The sequence below is a fragment of the Streptomyces sp. NPDC058464 genome, assembly GCF_042721035.1.
In the GTDB taxonomy this organism is placed as follows: domain Bacteria; phylum Actinomycetota; class Actinomycetes; order Streptomycetales; family Streptomycetaceae; genus Streptomyces.
Genome location: NZ_JBHXMA010000026.1, coordinates 139,523 through 160,491 on the forward strand (window position 1 = coordinate 139,523; position 20,969 = coordinate 160,491).

Genomic DNA, 20,969 nt, shown 5'->3' on the forward strand with positions numbered 1-20,969 from the left:
AGTGCAGGTCTTGACGGGTGGCGACGACAGTGGCAGCGTGGCAGACATCTCGCTGAAATACTCAGTGCCCTGATTAATTCGCTGAGAGATGAGGCTGCACGGATGGACAAGGTGGTCGCCACTGCCGCGGAGGCGGTGGCCGATGTGCCGGAGGGCGCGTCGCTGGCGGTGGGCGGGTTCGGGCTCAGTGGTGTGCCGAACGTGCTGATCGGGGCGTTGTACGAGCGGGGCGTCAGCGGCCTGTCGGTGGTCTCGAACAACTGCGGGGCGATGGACACGGGTCTGGCCGTGCTGCTCGCGGCGGGGCGGATCGCGCGGGTGACGGGTTCCTACATCGGGGGCAACAAGGAGTTCGCGCGGCAGTACCTGGCCGGTGAGCTGGAGGTGGAGCTGATCCCCCAGGGCACCCTCGCCGAGCGGTTGCGGGCGGGCGGCGCCGGGATCCCCGCGTTCTACACCCCCGCCGGGGTGGGCACGCAGGTCGCGGAGGGCGGGCTGCCCTGGCGCTACGACGGCTCCGGCGGGGTGGCGCTGGCCTCGTCGGCGAAGGAGGTGCGGGAGTTCGACGGCACCGAGTACGTGCTGGAGCGGGGTATCCGTACGGACTTCGCGCTGGTGCGGGCGGCGAAGGGCGACCGGCACGGGAACCTGGTGTTCAACAAGTCCACCCGCAACTTCAACCCGCTCGCGGCGATGGCCGGGAAGGTCACGATCGCCGAGGTGGAGGAGCTGGTGGAGCCCGGCGAGATCGATCCGGACGCGGTGCACCTGCCGGGGATCTTCGTGCAGCGGGTGGTGGCGTTGACCCCGGAACAGGCCGGGGACAAGAAGATCGAGCAGCGGACGGTGAGCAGCTGATGGCCTGGACGCGCCAGGAGATGGCCGCGCGGGCGGCGCGCGAGCTGCGGGACGGACAGTACGTGAACCTGGGGATCGGGCTGCCGACGCTGATCCCGAACTATCTGCCCGAGGGGGTGGAGGTGGTCCTGGAGTCGGAGAACGGCATCCTGGGCACCGGCCCCTACCCCACCGAGGACGCCGTCGACCCGGACCTGATCAACGCGGGGAAGGAGACGGTCACGGTCCTGCCGGGGGCGTCGTTCTTCGACTCGGCGCTGTCGTTCTCGATGATCCGCGGCGGCCACATCGACGTCGCCGTGCTCGGGGCCATGCAGGTCTCCGCGCGCGGGGACCTGGCGAACTGGGCGATCCCGGGGAAGCTGGTCACGGGGATCGGCGGGGCGATGGACCTGGTCCACGGCGCCCGCACGGTCATCGTCGTGATGACCCACACCGCCAAGGACGGCTCGGCGAAGATCCTCGAACAGTGCGCGCTGCCGCTGACGGGGAAGGCGTGCGTGGACCGGATCATCACCGACCTCGCCGTCCTCGACGTGACCGACGAGGGACTCGTCCTCGTGGAGACCGCGCCCGGGGTCGGTGTCGAGGAGATCATCGCCAAGACCGACGCGAAACTCACTGTCCCGGAGGGTCTGCTGTGAACACGGTGTACATCGTCGACGCGGTCCGCACGCCGATCGGCCGCTACAACGGCGGCCTCGCCGGCGTACGCCCCGACGACCTGGCCGCCCACGCCATCCGTGAACTCCTCGCCCGCACCCCCGGCCTGGACCCGGCCCGGATCGAGGACGTCTACTTCGGCAACGCCAACGGCGCCGGCGAGGAGAACCGCAACGTCGGCCGGATGGCCGCGCTGCTCGCCGGGCTGCCCACCAGCGTGCCGGGCGTCACCGTCAACCGGCTGTGCGCCTCCGGCCTGGAAGCGGTCATCCAGGCCGCCCGCGCCATCGCGGTGGGCGACGCCTCCATCGCCGTGGCCGGCGGTGTGGAGTCCATGACCCGGGCACCGTACGTGCTGCCCAAGAGCGACCGGCCGTTCCCCGCCGGGAACGCCGAGCTGTACTCGACCACCCTCGGCTGGCGCATGGTCAACCCGAAGATGGACCCGCAGTGGACCATCCCGCTGGGCGAGTCCGCGGAACGTATCGCGGACAAGCACAAGATCAGCCGGGAGCAGCAGGACGAGTTCGCCCTCGCCTCCCACCAGAAGGCGGCCGCCGCCCAGGAGCAGGGTCTGTTCGACGCCGAGCTGGCCCCCGTGTCCGTCCCGCAGCGCAAGGGCGACCCGGTCTCCTTCGCCGCCGACGAGTGTGTACGGCCGGATGCCTCCCTCACCGCGATGGCCAGGCTCAAGCCGTCCTTCCGCACGGGGAGCGAAGCGAGATGGGGGTCCCCCCGGCCGGAGGCTGGGGGAGGCACCGTGACCGCGGCCAACGCGTCCCCCCTCAACGACGGCGCGGCGGCACTGCTGCTGACCGACGAGGAGGGACTGAAGGCGGTCGGGCGGGAGCCGCTGGCCCGGGTCAGCGCGACCGGGGTGTCCGGGATCGACCCGGACTACTTCGGACTGGCGCCGGTCGAGGCCGTGACGCGGGCGCTGGGCAAGGCCGGCAAGGGGTTCGGGGATCTGTCGGTGCTGGAGTTGAACGAGGCGTTCGCGGCGCAGGTGCTGGGGTGTGTCGCCGAGTGGCCCGAGTTCGATCCGGCGATCCTCAATCCGCAGGGTGGGGCGATCGCGTTGGGGCATCCGCTCGGCGCCTCCGGGGCGCGGCTCGCCGGTACGGTCGCGCACCAACTCGCCCGGCGCGGCTCCGGTGTCGGCGTGGCCACCCTTTGCATCGGCGTCGGGCAAGGGCTCGCGCTCGTTCTTGAGCGATAGAGCGATAGAGCGATAGGTCGTAGGGCACCTGCGGGTGCGTTGTGGCTGGTCGCGCCCACGCGGCGGAGCCGCATATTGACACAGCCCCGCGCCCCTGAAGGCAGGGCGCCTCACCGAGGACTTTCTATGACACTCACCCAGGGCGACATCGACCTCGAAATCGCCGCCGAGAATGCCGCCTATGAAAAGCGTGTCGCCGACGGTGCTCCCGTCGAGCATCATCCCCGGCGGGACTACGCCCCCTACCGGTCCTCCGTTCTCCGGCATCCGAAACAGCCTCTGGTCGCCATCGACACGGCCAAGGACCCGGAGCTGGTGGAGCTGCACTCGCCCGCGTTCGGGGAGCGGGACATCACCGGGATAGACAATGACCTGACCCGGCAGCACGACGGTGAGCCCATCGGTGAGCGGATCACCGTCTCCGGGCGGCTGCTCGACCGGGACGGGCGGCCGGTCCGGGGCCAATTGATCGAGGTCTGGCAGGCCAACTCGGCCGGCCGCTACGCGCACCAGCGCGAGCAGCACGACGCCCCGCTGGACCCCAACTTCACGGGTGTCGGCCGTACGATCACCGACGCCGACGGCGGCTACCACTTCACCACCATCCAGCCGGGCCCCTACCCCTGGCGCAACCATCTCAACGCCTGGCGTCCGGCCCACATCCACTTCTCGATGTTCGGTTCGGCGTTCACGCAGCGGCTGGTGACGCAGATGTACTTCCCGAGCGACCCGCTGTTCCCGTACGACCCGATCATCCAGTCGGTGACGGACGACGCGGCCCGGCAGCGCCTGGTCGCGACGTACGACCACGGTCTGTCCGTGCCGGAGTTCTCGATGGGCTACCACTGGGACATCGTGCTGGACGGCCCGAACGCCACCTGGATCGAAGAAGGACGCTGACCTGCCATGACGAAGATCGACACGAGCAGCCCGGAGAGCGTGCTGCCCACGCCGTCGCACACGGTCGGCCCGTTCTACGGGTACGCGCTGCCGTTCCGCGGCGGCGAGGACATCGCGCCCCTCGGGCACCCGGACACGGTCACGGTCCACGGGTACGTCTTCGACGGCGAGGGCACCCCGCTGCCCGACGCACTCGTGGAGCTGTGGGGCGCCGATCCCGACGGGAACGTGTCCACGACCGACGGTTCGATCCGCCGCGATCCGGCCACCGGCGACTACCTCGGCCGCAACGGCGTGGAGTTCACCGGCTGGGGCCGGATCCAGACGGACACCAACGGGCACTGGTACGCGCGGACGCTGCGGCCCGGCGTCCGTGGCGGCGGCGCGCCCTACATCAGCGTGTGCGTGTTCGCGCGCGGGCTGCTGGTGCACCTGTTCACCCGGATCTACCTGCCGGGCGACGACGCGGCGCTCGCCGCCGACCCGCTGCTCACCCGGGTGGGCGAGCGACGCGACACGCTGGTCGCCGCCGACGAGGGCCGGGGGACCTACCGTTTCGACATCCGCCTTCAGGGAGAGGGCGAGACGGTCTTCCTGGAGTTCCAGTGACAACAGCGGATGACGGCGGCGGCGACGGCGGGCTGCTCGGTCCAGGGTGGTCCGGTTCCGCCGCCGCGGCCGCGACGAGCGACGGCGCGTACCTGCGGGCGCTGCTCGACGCGGAAGCGGCCCTCACCCGTGCCCAGGCCGCCCTGGGGCTGGCCCCGGCCGCGGCCGCGACGGCGGTGACCGAGGCGGCCGGGCACGGCCGTTTCGACCTCGGGTCCCTGGCGGAGCGCGCCCGGGGCGGCGGCAACCCGGTCATCCCGCTGGTCGCCGATCTGACGAAGGCGGTCGGCGCGGAGCACGGGCCCTACGTGCACCGGGGCGCGACCAGCCAGGACATCATGGACACGGCGACGATGCTGGTCGCCGCCCGCACTCTGGACCTCGTACTCGCCGACCTCGGACGGACCGGGCAGGCACTGGCCCTGCTGGCCGCCGAGCACCGCGACACGCCGATGCCGGGCCGCACGCTCACCCAGCACGCCGTGCCGACGACGTTCGGGCTGAAGGCGGCCGGCTGGCGCTCGCTGGTCCTCGACGCCCGGGACCGCGTGGCCCTGGTCCGGGAGTCGCTGCCCGCCCAACTCGGCGGCGCGGCAGGCACGCTGGCCGCCTTCGGCGCGTACGGCGCCCGGCACGCCGAGGAGCTGCCGGCCACGTACGCCCGTGAACTCGCCCTCGCCGCCCCGCTGTTGCCCTGGCACACCCTGCGCACGCCGATCGCCGACCTCGCCGGATGTCTCGCCTTCGCGGCCGGGGCGCTGGGGAAGGTCGCCGCGGACGTGCTGACCTTGTCACGTACCGAGATCGGCGAGGTCTCCGAGGGCGGCGGGGGCGGTTCCTCGGCGATGCCGCACAAGGCCAACCCGGTGCGGTCGACGCTGATCGCGGCGGCCGCGCGGCGGGCCCCGCAGCTCGCGGCCGTCCTGTACGGCTCGATGACCGCGGAGGACGAGCGGCCGGCCGGTGCCTGGCACGCCGAGTGGGAGCCGTTGCGGGATCTGCTGCGGACCGTGGGCGGTGCGGCGCGGGACGCGGCGGAGCTGGCGGAGGGGCTGCGGGTGCACCCGGAGGCGATGCGTCGGCACCTCGACCTCACCAACGGACTGATCGTCTCGGAGCGGCTCTCCGCCGAACTGACACCCGTGCTCGGCCGGGGCCGCGCCAAGGAGCTGCTCACCGAGCTGGCCCGCCGCACCCACACCGAACACCGGGCGCTGCGTGAACTCCTGGCCGAGGAGCCCGACTTGAAGGACGTCGACCTCGACAGCCTGACCGATCCCGCCCGCTACACCGGCTCCGCCGGTGTGCTCACCGACCGTGCTCTGGAGCGACGTTGACCGAGAACCTCCTCAACCACCGTGTCGAGGGCCCTGCTTCGGCTCCCCCGCTGCTCCTCGGGCCGTCCCTCGGCACCTCGTACGCCCTGTGGGACGCCGTGGCGCCCGAACTGTCCACCGCCCACCGGGTGGTGCGCTGGGACCTGCCGGGTCACGGCGGTTCGGCACCCGACCTGATCAAGGCGGGGGCGACCGTCGGTGACCTCGCCGACCTGGTGCTCGCGCTCGCCGACTCGCTCGGCATCGAGCGGTTCGCGTACGCGGGGGTGTCGCTGGGCGGTGCCGTGGGCCTGCACCTGGCCGTCCACCACCCGGACCGGCTGGAGAACCTGGCGGTGATCTGCTCCTCGGCCCACTTCGGCGGGTCCCGTCCGTGGGAGGAGCGGGCCGAGCGGGTGCGCCGGGAGGGCGTGGAGTGGCTGGCGGAGAACGCCCCCGGCCGCTGGTTCACCCCCGGCTTCACCGTGCCGCGCCTGGTCGAGGACCAGCGGACGGCCGACCCGGAGGCGTACGCCGCCTGCTGCGACGCGCTGGCCGCCTTCGACCTGCGGGACCGGCTCGGCGAGATCGCAGTCCGCACCCTGCTGGTCGCCGGCCGGCAGGACCCCGCGACCCCGCCGCCGCATCTGCGGGAGATCGCGGACGCGGTGCCGTCGTCCACGCTGGTCGAACTGCCGGGCGCGGCGCATCTGGCGCCCGCGCAGTGCCCCGAGGCCGTCCTCACCGCGCTCCGCGCCCACCTGGACGGCGGTGCCAGGCGCGGGATGGCGGTACGCCGCGAGGTCCTCGGCGACGCGCACGTCGACGGCGCCCAGGCCCGGCAGACGCCCTTCACGGCCCGCTTCCAGGACTTCATCTCGCGCTACGCCTGGGGCGAGATCTGGACCGACCCCACCCTCTCCCGCCGCGAACGCAGCATGATCACCCTCACCGCGCTGGTCGCCCACGGCCACTACGACGAGCTGGCCATGCATGTGCGGGCCGCCCGGCGCAACGGGCTCACGCCGGAGGAGATCGGCGCGGTACTGCTGCAGACGGCCGTGTACTGCGGGGTCCCGGCGGCGAACTCGGCGTTCGCGACGGCGCAACGGGTGCTGGCGGAGGAAGGGTGACCCTGCCGGTCGTACCTCCAGCGGCACCACCCACCCCGCGCCGCCCCGTGCCTAGGCTGGAGGCATGTCCACTGTTCTGATCACCGGTGCCACCTCCGGGCTCGGCCGGTACGTCGCCTTCGAACTGGTCCGCTCCGGCCACCTCGTCCTCGCGCACGGCCGCGATCCGGGCCGTACCGAGCACCTGGTCGAGGAACTGCGCACCGAGGGCGACGCGGAGGGCTTCGTCGCGGACCTGGCCTCACTGGCCCGGGTCCGCGAGCTGGGCGCACAGGTCGCCGACGCGCATCCCGACCTGGACGTCCTGATCAACAACGCGGGCATCGGCGCCGGCACACCCGGCTCGGGCCGCGAACTGAGCACGGACGGCCACGAGTTGCGCCTGGCCGTCAACTACCTGGCCCCGGTGACCCTCACCCGCGCCCTCCTCCCGGTACTGCGCGCAAACGCCCTCGCCCGGATCGTGAACGTCGGCTCGGCGGGCCAGGAGCCGCTGGACTTCGACGACCCCGAATTCACCCGCGGCTACCAGGGTTTCGCGGCGTACTGCCGGGCGAAGTTCGCCCTCGCGGCCCACACTTTCGCCCTGGCCGAGGAGTTGGCGGAAACAGGCATCGCGGTGAACGTCCTGCACCCGGCGACCTTCATGGACACGGCGATGGTGAGGGAGGGCGGGGTAGCGCCCTGGAGCACGGTGGCGGACGGCGCTCCGGGGGTACTGGCCCTGGCGACGCAGGACTTGGGAACGGGCGGCTACTTCGATGGCCCGAATCCCACGAGGGCCCACGAAGCGACGTACGACCACGACGTACAGAAACGCTTGTCCGCGGTCACTGATCAACTACTTGCTCTGTAGCGCCCCTTCTTTTAGGGGCGCGGGGAACTGCGCGAGCAACCACGCACGACCCGCACCCCGCAACGCACCTCTCACCGCAGCCCCCTCCCCGTATCCAGCACCTCCCGAGCCTGAGCAACCAACCCATCGGCGCCACAGGACCGAGCCAACGCCAGCCCTCTGTTCAACTCGGCCACCGACCGCGCAGCGATCCCGTACTCCACCCGCGCCGCCGCATGCTCGTACTGGCAGGGCGACGCCTCCAGATAGGCGACGGCCTGCGAGGCCAGCCGCACCTGCCGTTGCCCGGTCTCCAGCGCGGCGGCGCACCGCAGCGCCTCGCCGATCGCCGTGTCCGTGCCGAACCGCTCGGCCTGCCGCCGCGCGTCGCCCGCCAGTTGCGCGGCCCGCGCCGGGTCCTCGCTCGCGAGGGCCCGGGCGAGATCGAGTGCCCAGGGCACGACCACGGGGTTGAAGTGGCCGCGCGCGGCGGCCGCCTTCTCCGCCGCCTCCAGTTCGTTCACGGCCTCCTTCGTGCGGCCGACGGCGAGCAGCAGCCGGCCGCGCACCGACCGCGGGTCCGGCATCACGATGGTGGAGGGGTACGGCGGTGCGAAGCCGTACTGTTCGGCGGTCTCCCAGGCCTGCTGGACATGGCCGCGGGCGAGCAGCGTGTCCACGAGATTGCAGGTGGCCGTCCAGTACAGGGGCAGCCGGCGGCCGACCCGCTCGGCGATCCGCAGGGACTCCCGCAGGGAGATCTCCGCCTCCCGCAGCCGGCCGCGCCTGCGGTGGCCGAGGCCGACGTAGGCATGGGCGAGGGAGAGGTGGCCGCCGCTCCAGCCGGAGGACTCGTAGGCGCGCAGGCCCTCGTTGTACAGGCTCTCCGCGCGGTCCAGGCGGTCGGTGTAGACGTAGGAGTTGGCGAGCATCAGCAGGAGTTCGATGCCCCACTCGGTGTCGGTCCAGCCGAGGCCGGGCGCGAGGCGGCCGTTGACGAGGGCGCGGTCGCACAGTTCGACGACCTCTTCGGCGTTCTCGCCCTGGATGAGGAGGTCGAAGCCGCGCAGCATGAGCAGGGCGCGCTCGGAGTTGTCGCGGCCGGTGCAGGTGGCGGCGAGGTCGGCGAGCCGTTCGGAACGGCGTGGGGAGACGGCCTCGCCCGCGATGCCCTCCCACATGAACTGGACGGCCTGGAGCCGGAGTCTGGCGGGTCCTGCCTCGTGCCGGGCGGCCTCCGCCTCGACCGTGCGGACGGCTTCCTCCAGCTGGTCGTTGTGGAGGAGGGCCTGGGAGAGCCGGAAGACGGCGTCCACGCGTTCGGGACCGGCGAGGCCGGACATGCCGAGGGCGCTCTGCAGGTGGCCGATGGTGACGGCGGGGTTGGTGAGGAGGGTGGCGCAGCCCAGTTCGTAGAGCACGCGCGCGTGGACCTCGGGGACGGGCGGTTCGGCGAGGGCGCGTTCGAGGCAGCGGCGGGCCGCGTCCGGGGCGCCGACGGCGAGGTGCTCCTTGGCGGCGTCCCGCAGCTGTTCGACGAGTTCCTCGTCGTCGTCCGGGTGCACCTTCAGCAGATGGCGGGAGGCCTCGGCGATGCCCCGGCCGTCGTCGATGACGATCTGGGCGGCGATGCCGTGCATGGCGGTGCACATCGCGGGCGGGATGGAGTTGTAGACGGCGGTGGCGATCAGCGGGTGGACGAACTCCAGGTCGCCGGCGTGGGACCGGGAGCCGGCCGGGTCGGGTTCGGTGAGGATACGGGCGCTGCACAGCAGTTCGGCACAGCGCTCGGCGTCGTCCACGGCCATGCTGGCGAGCTGGGCGACGAGGCCCACGGAGATGCCGGTGCCGAGGATGGCGGCGGCCCAGGCGAACCGGGTGGCGTCGACGCCGAGGCCTTCGAGGCGGGTGACGAGGCCGCCGCCCCTGGCCGAGCGGTTGAGGGCGCGCAGTTCGCCGGCCCGGGACTCGACGGGTTCGACCTCGCTGTCCTGGACCTTGGCGAGGAGTTCGACGGTCTCGTAGGGGTTGCCGCCGGTGACGGCCCAGACCTCGCGGCAGAACGGGGCGTCGGCGTGCTCGCCGAGGGTGGCACGGGTGAGGCCGGCGGTGGCGTCCGGGGTGAGGGCGCTGATGGTGCGGACGGGGCGGCCGGCCGCGGCGGCCACCGCGTCGAGGTAGCGGGCGCTGTCGCCATTGACCTCGCCGGGGCGGCGGGCCATCAGGACCAGCACGGACAGGTCGTCCAGGCGTTCGACGAAGGCGGCGAGCCAGGCCAGGGTCTCCTGGTCGGCCCAGTGCGCGTCGTCGATCAGCAGGACCAGCGGCCAGTCGCGTTTGGCGAGTCGGCGGACGGCGGCGACCAGGCCGTCGCAGACGCCCTGCGGGTCGGCCAGGCGGTCTCCGGGGTCCGTGATGCCGAGGGCGGGGCCGGCGATGTCGTACCAGTCGCCGAGGTACTCCCGGGCCTCCTCGGGCAGCAGGGAGACCAGGGCGGGCTGTAACAGCTGGCGTACGACGTGGAAGGGCACGCTGCGCAGGGTCTCGACGCCGCGGGTGGACCAGACGGTGCAGCCCCGGCGTTCGGCGATGCGGCGGGTCTCGGCCAGCAGCGCGGTCTTGCCGAGCCCGGCCTCGCCGCGCAGCACCAGCAGGTTCCCGGAGGTGGAATGGTCGGCGCCCAGTGCGTCGAGCGCCTCGGTGATGGCGGCGATCTCCTCCTCGCGCTCCCAGAGGGGGGCCGAGGCGCCTCCCGGGAGCTGCTCCTCCGTCATCCCGTTACCTCCCCAAGTCGCCCGAACGACGTACAGACCACGAGCGTAGCCGTCCGGTTGGCTGTCCGGAGGCGGGTCCGGGCAGCTGTTGCCGTGACGGGTGAAAGTGGCTGCGGCCGGGCGACGCGGGAAGCCTCGCGACCAGCGTTTGCGGAGGTCAGAACCGTCAACAACGGCCCGTGAATGTCACCGAGCCCGCCAGCAGGGTCCTGCCGATCGACAAGGATCGCGCTCGCAGGGCTCTGCTGGCGGGCTCGGTGGGCAACTTCATCGATTGGCCTCCTCCCCCCGCTGAGACGGGAGGATTCCAACCCTGACAGGTTGAGGTTCACGGACGCTCGACCACAAGCGCGGTGTCGTCCCTCAGGCAGGCCCTGCCACGACGCCCCTAACAGGGCGCTGCCAATCTAGCACGGAGCGTCAGCGGTCGACGCCTGTCCTGGCAGCCTCGCTCATGACGGGCGCGACGGCGCTGATCGGCGTGCTGCCGACGTACGCGCAGGCCGGTGCGCTCGCGCCGTGGCTGCTGACGTTCCTGAGGGTGGTCCAGGGGCTGTCGGCGGGAGGGGAGTTCGGGGGCGCGGTGGCGATGCTGACCGAGTTCGCGCCGCCGGGGCGGCGGGGGCTGTACGGGGCGTGGCAGTCGTTCACGGTGGCGCTGGGACTGCTCGGCGGGGCGGGGGCGGCGGTGGGGCTGTCCGTGCTCCTGACGGCGGACCAGTTCGGTTCCTGGGGGTGGCGGCTGCCGTTCCTGCTGGCGCTGCCGCTGGGTGTGCTGGCGCTGTGGCTGCGGATCGGGCTGGACGAGACCCCGGAGTTCCGGGAGCCGGGCGCGGGCCCGGCCGTGGGCGCGGTGAGGGTGCCGGTCGGGGCGATCGCGCTGGCCGCCGCCCGGGTGATGGGCTGGTCGGCGGCCGGGTACACCTTCCTGGTGGTGCTGCCGTCGTACCTGCAGGCAGCGCTGCACACCGGCTTCCGTGAGGCGCTGCTGGCGACCGTGGTGGCGAACCTGGGGTTCGCGGCGGCGATCCTGCCGGCGGGGCTGCTCAGCGACCGGGTGGGGCGGCGGCCGGTGATGCTGACGGGCGCCGGGCTCGTGGTGGTGCTGGCGCTGCCCCTGCTGCACCTCCTCCATGATCCGGGGACGTCGGCCGCCGTGCAGGGGGCCGCCCTGTGCGGGGCGGGTGCGGTGGTGGGGCTGATGGCCGGGCCGGGGCCCGCGCTGCTGGCCGAGATGTTCCCGGCGCGGGCCCGCTGCACGGGCCTCGGACTCGCCTACGCCCTGTCCAATGCCGTGTTCTCGGGCTGTGCCGGCCTCATCATCACGGAGGCGGTGCGGCGCACCGGGAATCTCGACGTTCCCGGCTACTACGCGGCGGCGACCTGCGCGGTCAGCGTGCTCGCGCTGCTCGGGCCCCCGAGGACGAAGGCGGGTTGAGACATTGCTGGTGATCGGCCTGATGTCCGGGACGTCGTACGACGCGGTGGACGCGGCGGCGGCCGAGCTGCGGCTGGTGGACGGCACGCTGCTGCTGAAGCCGCTGGGGATGGTGAGCACGCCGTACGACGAGGAGCTGCGCGAGGCGCTCGCCGGGGCGCTGCCCCCGGCGGCCGTACCGCTCGCGCGGGTGTGTCTGCTGGACACCCGGATCGGGCAGGCGTTCGCGGCCGCCGCGGTCCGGGCGAACCGCGAACTGTGCGGCGGGCGGGCCGAATTGGTGGTCTCGCACGGGCAGACGGTCTATCACTGGGTGGAGGGCGGCCGGGTGCACGGCACCCTGCAGCTCGGGCAGCCGGCGTGGATCTCGGAGGCGACGGGACTGCCGGTCGTCGCCGACCTGCGGCCGCGGGACGTGGCGGCCGGGGGCCAGGGCGCTCCCCTGGTGAGCCTGTTCGACCTGCTGTGGCTGCGCGGGCGGCCGGGGACGCCGGTGGCGCTGAACATCGGCGGGATCGCCAACGTCACCGCACCGGACGGCACGGCCTTCGACACCGGGCCCGGGTGCGCGCTGATGGACGCGGCGGTCCGGGAGTTCACCGGAGGGCGGCTGGCGTACGACGTGGACGGGGCGCTGGCGGCGCGCGGCCGCCCGGACGGGCCGCTGCTCGACGAGTTGCTGGCGGAGCCGTACTACGCGCTGCCCGCGCCGAAGACCACCGGCAAGGAGCTGTTCCACGCCGGGTACCGGCAGGCGCCGGCGGGCCTGTCGGCCGAGGACGCGCTGGCGACCCTCACCCTGCTGACGGCGCGGACGGTGGCGGACGCGGTGCGCAGCGTGGCAGCGACGGAGGTGATCGCTTCGGGCGGCGGCACCCGCAACCCGGTGCTGATGCGGATGCTCGGCGAGCTGCTGCCGGAGATCCCGGTACGCGTCTCCGACGAGCTCGGTCTGCCCGCGGCGGCGAAGGAGGCGTACGCCTTCGCGGTCCTCGGCTTCCTCACCGCCCACGGCCTCCCGGCCACGGTCCCGACCGCCACCGGTGCCCGCCACCCGAGCCTCCTCGGCTCCCTGACCCCGGGACGCGACGGCCTGTGCCTGCCGCCTCCGGCACCGGGGCCGCCGGTCCGGCTGCGGATCGAATGACGCGCGCCGGACCGCCTCGAACGACGGGCGCGGACCGCCTCGAACGACGGGTGCGGACTGCCTCGTACGAACATTGCCGGATCCTCTCATCCGACTTTCACCGATGCCTCATACGGTGGGGGACATGACGCAGGTGACTCCTCCCGGGTGGTATCCCGATCCCGGGCAGACAAGTGACGGTCCGGCCACCGAACGCTGGTGGGACGGCAAGGCCTGGACGGAGCAGACCCGGCCCGCCGGGTCGGCCGCCGACTGGGGTCCCCCGCCGCAGCCGCCGACCGAGGGGGCTCAGCCGGCCGACGGCGCACAGCCGCCGTACCCGGCGTACCCGGCCGACGGGGCGTACCCCGCGTACCCGGGTTATCCGGGGTACCCGGCGCCACCGGCGACGGGTAGGCGCGGGCTGCGAACCGGTGTTGCCGTGGGCATCGCCGTGGCGGTCCTCGCCGCCATCGGGGTGAGCGCGTGGGCGCTCACCGGCAGCGGCGGCGGCGACAGCGGCAACCAGCAGGCCTCGCAGCAGGGCTCGGGCGGCCAGGGCGGGTTCGGCCAGGGTGGTCCCGAGGGGCAGAACGGCGGACAGGGCGACGGGCAGAACGGCGGGCAGGGCTTCCCGTTCGGCGGGTCGGGTTCCGGTGGCACCGACGGGGGCGCCTCGCCGTCGCCGGGCCAGTCCGAGGCGCCGGAGGTCAAGGGCGGCGGCACGGTGCCGGACTCGACCAACGCCATCAGCATCCCGGTGCCGGACGGCTGGACCGGGCAGGCGATCGACTACGGCGCCCAGGTCAGCTCCGACGACTCGTACAAGTGCCCGGGCGACACCTCGCAGACCTGCACCGCCGGCGGGGCCTACTCACGGCCCGCGGTGCTGCTGGGCACCAAGGGCGACACCGCCGAGGCGGTCGCCAAGGCGGACATCTCGGCCAACGCCACGGAGTCGTACGGCGGCAAGAGCTACGGGTCGATCACCTCGCACGAGGTGCTGGCGTCCAAGGCGGTCACCGTGGCCGGGCAGAAGGGGTACCTGGTCCGCTGGAAGGCGATCACCAGCAAGGGCGCCGACGGCTACGTCGAGTCGCTGGCCTTCCCGTCGCCCGCGAACTCCGCGCAGATCGTCGTCGTCCGGTTCGGCGTCGACGTCGGCCAGAAGGAGTCGATCATCGACACGATCACCAGCGGGATCAAGGTGTCCTCGGGCAGCGGCAGCGGTTCGAACGTCTGACCTGCCCCGGTCCCGGAACAGCAGTCGGCCGGGTGGAGCGCCCCTCCGCTCAAAGGGGCACCCCACCCGGCCGGGGGGTGCGCGCCGCCCCCGTCCCCACGGTGCGGCGCGAGCAGGTCGCCGTCCGGTCATCCCGTGGACGGCGGCCTGGGTCCTAGGTCAGTCCGAGTGCGGGCAGCGCGACGGCCTCCACGAACCGGACGAGATAGTCGGCGTCGGCGTACTCGCCGGTGAGCACCGGCCGCACCCGCAGGACGCCGAACATCATGGCGGGCACGTAGTCCAGCGCCGGATGCCCCTCGGGCACCTCGCCGCGCTCGACCCCGCGGCGCAGGATCTCCTGGAGCGCGGCGATCTCGGGCTGGACGAGCGCCTCGCGCAGCGCCTGCGCCAGCTCCTCGTCCGCGGTGACCGCGTGCCCCAGCGCCTGGAGCGTCTTGGTGTCCTTGCGTGACCAGTCGCCCGCGGCCCGCGCGACCTCGCGCAGGTCCTCGGCGAGCGACCCGGTGTCGATACCGACGAAACGCACCCTGCGGTTGGCGCGCAGCGCGGCCGCGACGAACTGCGGCTTGGTCTTCCACTGCCGGTAGAGCGTGGACTTGCTGCACCGGGTGCTGGCGGCGACCCCCTCCATGGTCACGGAGTCATAGCCACACTCTCGGATCTGTTCGAGCACGGCGTCGAAGAACTCCCGCTCACGCTCCGGCGTGATCTTGGAGCGGCGCGAGGCGGCGACCATGTCCGGTCCGTCCGCGGCCTGCGACGTCATGTGCCCTGCTCCTCACTCGTTCATCACGTTCGGATCACTTCCGCCCCGCCCTCCGTTCGGCCGGCGCGGAAACCTACAACCAGTGTGGCCTACGTCTATCGATACGCCACTGTACCGGTACTCGACCGTATCGGTACAGTGGCGTATCGGTACGCTTCCGTATCGAAGAGTTCGGGCCACCGTCCGGTACTCGCACAGCACCACCGTCAGTGAGGGGGCCTGGGATGAGATCCCAGTCCGAGCCGGCATCAGCGGAGCCGGGCGCGATAGCCCGGCCGCCGCTCGTCCGTGAGCTGCTGCTCGTCGCAGGGCTCTTCCTCGTCTACAAATTCGGGCGCCAGCTGGCCACCGGCCATACCGCCGAGGCCCTGCACAACGCCCACCGGATCTGGGACCTGGAACGGACGCTGCACCTGCCCTCGGAGGTCGACGTGCAGTCCGCACTGCTGCACGGCGACACCCTCGTCCACCTGGCCAACACCTACTACGCCACGATTCATTTCCCGGCCACGCTGGCCTTCCTGGTCTGGCTCTACCTGAAGCGGCCCGCCCACTACGTCTGGGCCCGCCGGGTCCTGGCCGTGGTCACGGCCGCCGCCCTGGTCCTGCCCTTCACGTTCCCGCTGGCGCCGCCCCGGATGCTGGCCGCGACCGGCCTCGTCGACACGGCCCATGTCTACGGCCCCTCCGTCTACGGCCCGCCCTCCAGCGACCACCTCTCCAACCAGTTCGCGGCGATGCCCTCGCTGCACTTCGGCTGGGCCCTGATGGTGGCGATCGGCCTGATCGTCGCGACCCGGTCCCGCTGGCGCTGGCTGTGGCTGCTGCACCCCGCGATCACCCTTCTCGTGATCGTCGGCACCGCCAACCACTACTGGCTGGACGCGATCGTCGCCACCGCGATGCTCGGCGTGGCCCTCGCCCTGATCCACCCGCCGCACCGCACGGCCACCACGGCCGGGCGCGGCACCCGGCACCTCGTCTCCGAGGAGCCCGCGCTGGTGGGGGCGGGCCGATGAGCGCCGCGGCCCTCGTCGCCGTCGCCCTCTCCCTGGTCTCGGCCGTCGCCTACGCGGCCGCCGCCGTGGCCCAGGAGCGCCTCGCCTCGAAGACCGACGGAGCCGGCCTGCTGCGGCTGCTCGGCTCCGGTCCCTGGTGGGCGGCGGTGGGCCTGAACGCCGGCGCCGCCCTCCTGCACGTCGTGGCCCTGAAGTACGGCCCGCTCACCCTGGTCCAGCCGCTGGGCGCGCTCACCCTCGTCGCGGCCGTGCCCATGGGCGCCCGGGTGGCCGGCCGCCGGGTCACCGCGACGGAGTGGCGGGGCACCGCCCTCACCCTGCTCGGCCTCGGCGCCCTCCTGGTCACCGCCTCCGGCCCCGCACCCCACCAGGTACTGAGCCTCACCGAGGCCCTCGCCGTCGCCGGTACGACAGCTGCCCTGATCGGCGCCCTCTCCCGCCCCGGCACCCGCCCGGGCCTGCGCCACGCGACCGCGTCCGGCTTCGCCTCGGGCGTCGCCTCGGCCCTCACCCAGACGGTGACGGTGGCGGCGACGGACCGCTCGGGCCCGGCCCTGAGCGTCGAGGTGGTCGTGGTGGCCCTGCTGGTCGCCGCGTTCGCGGTCGGCGGCCTGCTGCTCTCCCAGACGGCCTACCGCGGCGGCCTGGGCGCCCCGCTGGCGGTGGTCACCCTGTCCAACCCGATGGCGGCGTCGGTCATCGGCCTGGCCCTCCTGGGCCAGGGACTCCAGGGCGGAGTCTGGGGCGTCCTGCTCGCGCTCACGGGCGCGGGCCTCGCCTCCTGGGGCGTGGTCCTGCTCACCCGGGTGACCCCGCCGACCCCGGTCCTCGAACTGGACGACGACGAACACCCGGTGGCAGCGGTCCTGGCCCTGGACCCGACGCTGCTCCCTCGGCAGACACCGGAGCCGAGAAAGCTGACGGCTCACTAGTGCCCGGGCGGGCCGCGTCGGTCGGATGCGGCTGGGTGGGGGCTGGTCGCGCAGTTCCCCGCGCCCCTCAAGGGGCGACGCGCCCCCGAAGGGGCGCGGGGCTGTATTGACTGTGCGGCTGCCGCCGCGTGGGCGCGACCAGCCACGGACCACCCGCAGCCGCCGCACGACAGTCCCCCACGCCCCTTGGGCGCACGCGCACTCTCACACCGTGATGATCGCCGGGTCGCTGACCCCCGGCTCCCCGTTCTCCACGTGCCCGGCGAACCGCCGCACGAAGCTCGCGTCGGCCTCGGACGTGACCGTCAGGTCGTACCACCGCTCGCTGTGGTTGAGGTGCACGATGTGCGTCACGACGGCCCCGGCCCGCACCGTGAACGTGCGGCCCCGGCCGCCGTACCCGTCGGCCACCGCCAGCTTCACCGTGCCGCTGCCCTTGTTGGTGAACGTCAGCTCGACGTCGTCACCGTGCGGCCGGGCCGTGACCTCGGGTCCGGCCACCTTGCCGCGCCCCTGGAAGGTGCGCAGGAAGCCGTTCGGGCCGTGCACGGTCAGGTCGTAGGAGCCGCCCGAGTACACCGAGTTCCAGGTGTCGGAGACGGACTTGCCGGCCTCGGTGGTGTAGCTCCAGGGACCGTCGGTGCGGTTGTTCGAGGTCACCAGGAAGGCGGCACCCGCGTGCGCGCCCGACGCGAAGGTGAGCGTGAACTTGCCGGCCGCCGCGTCCAGCGAACCGTCCACCAGCGGGGCGTACTTGAGCGGCCGGGTGGGCCGCGAGCCGCGCTCCTGCTTGGGCAGGGAGGGGTTGGCGGGCGGGGTGGGCACGTAGTCGGGGTGGCGGTTGCCGTCCGGCGGCTGATAGCCGTCCGTGGACGGCAGGGCGACCGGCTTGGTGTCCTTGCGGGAGAAGTCGAACGCGGAGGTCAGGTCGCCGCTGACGGTGCGCCGCCAGGGCGAGATGTTGGGCTCGTGGACGCCGAAGCGGGCCTCCATGAACCGGATGATCGAGGTGTGGTCGAGCGTCTCGGAGCAGACGTAACCGCCCTTGCTCCACGGGGAGACGACGAGCATCGGGACGCGCTGGCCGAGCCCGTAGGCACCCGCGGGGTGGCTCGCGTTGCCCGCGAAGAGGTCCAGGGCCGGGTCGACCGTGGACTTGCCCTGCGCGGCGGAGGCCGGCGGGAACGGCGGGATCAGGTGGTCGAAGAAGCCGTCGTTCTCGTCGTACGTGATGAACACGGCCGTCTTCGCCCACACCTTGGGGTCGGCGGTGAGCGCGTCGAGGACCTGGGAGACGTACCAGGCGCCGTAGTTGGCCGGCCAGTTGGGGTGCTCGGTGAACGCCTCCGGGGCGACCACCCAGGAGATCTGCGGCAGCTTGCCGGCCTTGACGTCCGCCTTCAGCTGGTCGAAGAAGCCCTCGCCCTTGGTCGCGTCGGTGCCGGTGCGGGCCTTGTCGTACAGCGGGTCGCCGGGCTGGGCGTTCTGGTACTGCTTGAAGTAGAGCAGCGAGTTGTCGCCGTAGTTGCCGCGGTAGGCGTCCTGGATCCAGCCCCAGCCGCCGGCCGCGTCCAGGCCGTCGCCGACGTCCTGGTAGATCTTCCAGGAGACGCCGGCCTTCTCCAGGCGCTCCGGGTACGTCGTCCAGCTGTAGCCGGCCTCGTCGTTGCCGAGGACCGGGCCGCCGCCCTGGCCGTCGTTGCCCGTGTAACCCGTCCACATGTAGTAGCGGTTCGGGTCGGTGGAGCCCATGAACGAGCAGTGGTAGGCGTCGCAGATGGTGAAGGCGTCGGCGAGCGCGTAGTGGAACGGTATGTCGTCCCGGTTCAGGTACGCCATGGTCGTGCTGCCCTTGGCCGGCACCCACTTGCCGTACTTGCCGCCGTCGACGGCGGTGTGCGTGTCGTTCCAGCCGTGCGGGAGGTCCTGGATGAAGGCGAGGCCCAGGTCGTCGGCGTCCGGGTGGAAGGGCAGGATGTCCTTCGTGCCGTCCGACTGCTTCCAGACGGACTTGTTGTTCTGGGTGACCGAGCGGGGGTCGCCGAAGCCGCGGACGCCGCTGAGGGTGCCGAAGTAGTGGTCGAACGACCGGTTCTCCTGCATCAGGACGACGATGTGCTCGACGTCCTCGATCGACCCGGTGCGGTGGTTCGCGGGCAGTGCCGCGGCGCGCTGGATGCTGCTGGACAGCGCGGTGAACGCCGTGGTGGCGCCCGCGAGTTGGAGGAATCGGCGCCGGTTTACTTCGGGCATGGGTGAGCGACCTCTCATCCTGACGCACGGGTTGGCCGGAACAGGGCGGATTGTGCGCGCTGCGAGTGTTCCAAGGGCATCGAACGTCAGGGAAGGGTCGGGTGTCGCGGATGTGAAAGTCGGCGGTACGTGAGGTAGGTAATCGGTAAGGAGACGGCGCCGGCCGCGGGCGGGGGAACGGTGACCGCGGCCGGCGCCGGGCTTCAGCTGATGAACGAGCCCGCGGCGCAGGCGCTCGCCGTCACCCACTGGTGGGACAGGATGTTGTCGTTCATGGGGTGGCCGTCGGTGAAGTGGTCGCGGGTGAGGTCGTCCACGTAGAGCTCGCCCGGCTTGAGGCAGCCGTAGCCGCCCCCGTAGTTGGCGTAGTAGTAGAAGGCCACGACGTCCTTGCCGCCGACGTAGCCGCTGTTCATCACGGAGGAGGCGACGTTGCCGACGCCCTGGAAGCCGCCTGCGCCGTCGGCCCAGTTGGCGTCGTTGCCCGCGCTGACGCCGAGCAGGCCGCCCGCGCAGTCCCAGTCCTTCCAGGCCCGCACGTTGCCGTCGCGGCCCGGCCAGGCCGCGTTGCAGCCGGCGGAGGCGTGGGCGTTCACCGGCAGGGCGAAGCCGACGGCGGCGAGGGCCAGGGTGGTGAGGGCGAGGGTCATTTTGCGCATGATGAATCCCGTTCTGCCTCGTCGGAGGCGGTCGGTGTGGGAGAGGGCCGCGGCGGGCGCCGCGGAGTCATGGGGTGCGGCAGGCGCAGGTGTCAGGTGCGGGCGGGCACGATCCGCTCGGCGCGCTCCAGCGCCGTCAGGCGCACCTGCCGGTAGGCGTCCAGCCGGGCGCCGTACGCGCCGTCCAGCCGGGCCAGGTAGTGGGCCTCGCGGTCCTGGCCCACGGACCTGAGGGAGACCTGGCGGGCGCAGGTGGCGTCGGCGACCGCGATCCGGGTCTCGGCGGCGAAGCTCCGGGCCTCCTCGGCCCGGCTCTGGACCGCGGGGTGCTCCCGGGCGGCCTGCCGGGCCGCGTCCGGGTCCGGGTAGGGATGGCCGGCCCGCTTCATGCAGGCCGACCAGGCGTGCACGGCGGCGGTGAACCGCCGGTCGTGCAGCAGCTTGCCGACGTAGAGCGGGCGCAGGTTGCTCGCCGTGGTGTCGAGCCGGAACCAGGTCTGCGGATCGCCGTAGAGCCGGCGCTCGGCCTCGGCGTCGCAGCCGCCGGTCTGCTTCCTGACCTCGCCCCCGCCCGGGACGTCGGTGCGCAGCAGTTCGGCCCGCCGACCGCCGTCGAGCGCGGTGTCGTACGCGGCCTGCCGGGTGGCGGTGAGGCCCTTGCGGTAGGCGCTGTTGGGGTTGTGCAGCCGGGCGCGGTCCTCCTTCGCCGTGATCCGGCTGCCGTATCCGTAGGTGCGGGCCCAGTTCACGTCGTCCTGGACGTAGCCGAGCGGCCTGCTCTCGGCCAGGCTCAGCGGGCGGTCCGTCCAGTAGCGGAACCCGTGGCGGGCCATGCACCGGGCGACCAGGCGCTGTTCGGCGTCCGATACCCGCAGGTCCTCCGCGTAGGTCAGGTCGCGGACCCGGTGCGCGGCGACGGGGGCCGAGCCGTCGCCGGACGTCCGGGAGCAGCCGGTGAGGGCGAGCGCGGCCACGGCGGCGACGGCGCTCAGTCGCGCGGCACTTCGGCGGAAGGCGGTGCGCTTCATCGGGTCACTCCCTGGCATGCGGCGAACGGCTCGGGTCCTACGGGCCGTTGACGCCATCGGAAGGGCGTTCGTATGACATGCGGCCGCCGGGTTTTTTCGGCGCCACGGAATTCGCGGCGGACCGGGGAGCGCGGTCATACGGGAGCCGGCCGCCGCCCGTCTCCCGCACAGAGGCCGCTATGGCCACCCACAGAA

Annotated in this window: 17 protein-coding genes and 1 pseudogene; 13 read left to right on the forward strand and 5 right to left on the reverse strand. The window is 72.7% G+C overall.

Annotation, left to right across the window (positions count from 1 at the left end):
• The first annotated feature begins 102 nt into the window (after positions 1 to 102).
• The 8 genes from ACFWPQ_RS31250 (at position 103) to ACFWPQ_RS31285 (ending at position 7,554) form a co-directional block, all read left to right on the forward strand.
• Complete coding sequence (locus ACFWPQ_RS31250; protein ID WP_384042009.1) at positions 103 to 858, forward strand: CoA transferase subunit A; 756 nt, start codon at positions 103 to 105, stop codon at positions 856 to 858.
• Entirely contained in the window at positions 858 to 1,502 is a 645-nt protein-coding gene (locus ACFWPQ_RS31255) for a CoA transferase subunit B (protein ID WP_384042011.1), read from the forward strand. Before ACFWPQ_RS31250 ends, ACFWPQ_RS31255 begins: the two co-directional genes overlap by 1 nt.
• Positions 1,499 to 2,740 carry a thiolase family protein gene (locus ACFWPQ_RS31260; RefSeq protein ID WP_384042014.1) on the forward strand — a complete coding sequence of 414 codons (1,242 nt, stop codon included), beginning with the start codon at positions 1,499 to 1,501 and terminating at the stop codon, positions 2,738 to 2,740. The genes ACFWPQ_RS31255 and ACFWPQ_RS31260 overlap by 4 nt, the downstream gene beginning before the upstream one ends.
• Before the next feature lie 126 nt (positions 2,741 to 2,866).
• Positions 2,867 to 3,640 (forward strand): protocatechuate 3,4-dioxygenase subunit beta, encoded by a 774-nt coding sequence (gene pcaH, locus ACFWPQ_RS31265; protein WP_384042017.1) that lies wholly within the window; start codon positions 2,867 to 2,869, stop codon positions 3,638 to 3,640.
• A 6-nt stretch (positions 3,641 to 3,646) separates the two neighbouring features.
• Entirely contained in the window at positions 3,647 to 4,249 is a 603-nt protein-coding gene (gene pcaG / locus ACFWPQ_RS31270; RefSeq protein ID WP_384042020.1) for a protocatechuate 3,4-dioxygenase subunit alpha, read from the forward strand.
• Positions 4,246 to 5,586: a 3-carboxy-cis,cis-muconate cycloisomerase gene (gene pcaB / locus ACFWPQ_RS31275; RefSeq protein WP_384042023.1), complete on the forward strand. Its 1,341-nt coding sequence runs from the start codon at positions 4,246 to 4,248 to the stop codon at positions 5,584 to 5,586. The genes pcaG and pcaB overlap by 4 nt, the downstream gene beginning before the upstream one ends.
• Positions 5,583 to 6,698 carry a 3-oxoadipate enol-lactonase gene (gene pcaD / locus ACFWPQ_RS31280; protein WP_361304272.1) on the forward strand — a complete coding sequence of 372 codons (1,116 nt, stop codon included), beginning with the start codon at positions 5,583 to 5,585 and terminating at the stop codon, positions 6,696 to 6,698. Before pcaB ends, pcaD begins: the two co-directional genes overlap by 4 nt.
• A gap of 64 nt (positions 6,699 to 6,762) precedes the next feature.
• Positions 6,763 to 7,554, forward strand: coding sequence for an SDR family NAD(P)-dependent oxidoreductase (locus tag ACFWPQ_RS31285; protein ID WP_384042028.1), 792 nt, complete (start codon positions 6,763 to 6,765; stop codon positions 7,552 to 7,554).
• 71 nt (positions 7,555 to 7,625) lie between these two features.
• Here ACFWPQ_RS31285 and ACFWPQ_RS31290 read toward each other — a convergent pair whose 3' ends face one another.
• The gene (locus tag ACFWPQ_RS31290) at positions 7,626 to 10,307 is read right to left on the reverse strand and encodes an ATP-binding protein (RefSeq protein ID WP_384042031.1); all 2,682 of its coding nucleotides are present in this window, start codon (positions 10,305 to 10,307) and stop codon (positions 7,626 to 7,628) included.
• 179 nt (positions 10,308 to 10,486) lie between these two features.
• Between ACFWPQ_RS31290 and ACFWPQ_RS31295 the strand changes: the two are divergent.
• The 3 genes and pseudogenes from ACFWPQ_RS31295 (at position 10,487) to ACFWPQ_RS31305 (ending at position 14,114) form a co-directional block, all read left to right on the forward strand.
• A pseudogene (locus tag ACFWPQ_RS31295) lies at positions 10,487 to 11,745 on the forward strand (MFS transporter).
• A 4-nt stretch (positions 11,746 to 11,749) separates the two neighbouring features.
• Positions 11,750 to 12,892: an anhydro-N-acetylmuramic acid kinase gene (locus tag ACFWPQ_RS31300; RefSeq protein ID WP_384042034.1), complete on the forward strand. Its 1,143-nt coding sequence runs from the start codon at positions 11,750 to 11,752 to the stop codon at positions 12,890 to 12,892.
• A 124-nt stretch (positions 12,893 to 13,016) separates the two neighbouring features.
• Positions 13,017 to 14,114 (forward strand): DUF2510 domain-containing protein, encoded by a 1,098-nt coding sequence (locus ACFWPQ_RS31305; RefSeq protein WP_384042037.1) that lies wholly within the window; start codon positions 13,017 to 13,019, stop codon positions 14,112 to 14,114.
• A gap of 154 nt (positions 14,115 to 14,268) precedes the next feature.
• Here ACFWPQ_RS31305 and ACFWPQ_RS31310 read toward each other — a convergent pair whose 3' ends face one another.
• Entirely contained in the window at positions 14,269 to 14,883 is a 615-nt protein-coding gene (locus tag ACFWPQ_RS31310; protein ID WP_361304290.1) for a TetR/AcrR family transcriptional regulator, read from the reverse strand.
• Between the two features lie 224 nt (positions 14,884 to 15,107).
• On the opposite strand from ACFWPQ_RS31310, the gene ACFWPQ_RS31315 reads away from it, so the two are divergent.
• Both ACFWPQ_RS31315 and ACFWPQ_RS31320 read left to right on the forward strand, forming a co-directional pair.
• Positions 15,108 to 15,902, forward strand: coding sequence for a phosphatase PAP2 family protein (locus ACFWPQ_RS31315; protein WP_384042041.1), 795 nt, complete (start codon positions 15,108 to 15,110; stop codon positions 15,900 to 15,902).
• On the forward strand, positions 15,899 to 16,834 hold the full coding sequence (locus ACFWPQ_RS31320) for a hypothetical protein (protein ID WP_384042044.1): 936 nt from the start codon (positions 15,899 to 15,901) through the stop codon (positions 16,832 to 16,834). Before ACFWPQ_RS31315 ends, ACFWPQ_RS31320 begins: the two co-directional genes overlap by 4 nt.
• 204 nt (positions 16,835 to 17,038) lie before the next feature.
• Here ACFWPQ_RS31320 and ACFWPQ_RS31325 read toward each other — a convergent pair whose 3' ends face one another.
• The 3 genes from ACFWPQ_RS31325 to ACFWPQ_RS31335 all read right to left on the reverse strand — a co-directional run bounded on the left by ACFWPQ_RS31325 (position 17,039) and on the right by ACFWPQ_RS31335 (position 20,774).
• Positions 17,039 to 19,087, reverse strand: a complete 2,049-nt coding sequence (locus ACFWPQ_RS31325; RefSeq protein WP_384042045.1) for a phosphocholine-specific phospholipase C — start codon at positions 19,085 to 19,087, stop codon at positions 17,039 to 17,041.
• 203 nt (positions 19,088 to 19,290) lie between these two features.
• Positions 19,291 to 19,746 carry a hypothetical protein gene (locus ACFWPQ_RS31330; protein ID WP_384042048.1) on the reverse strand — a complete coding sequence of 152 codons (456 nt, stop codon included), beginning with the start codon at positions 19,744 to 19,746 and terminating at the stop codon, positions 19,291 to 19,293.
• Positions 19,747 to 19,838: 92 nt separating this feature from the next.
• A complete protein-coding gene (locus tag ACFWPQ_RS31335) occupies positions 19,839 to 20,774 on the reverse strand; it encodes a hypothetical protein (RefSeq protein WP_384042052.1) in 936 nt (311 codons plus the stop codon).
• Between the last annotated feature and the right edge of the window lie 195 nt (positions 20,775 to 20,969).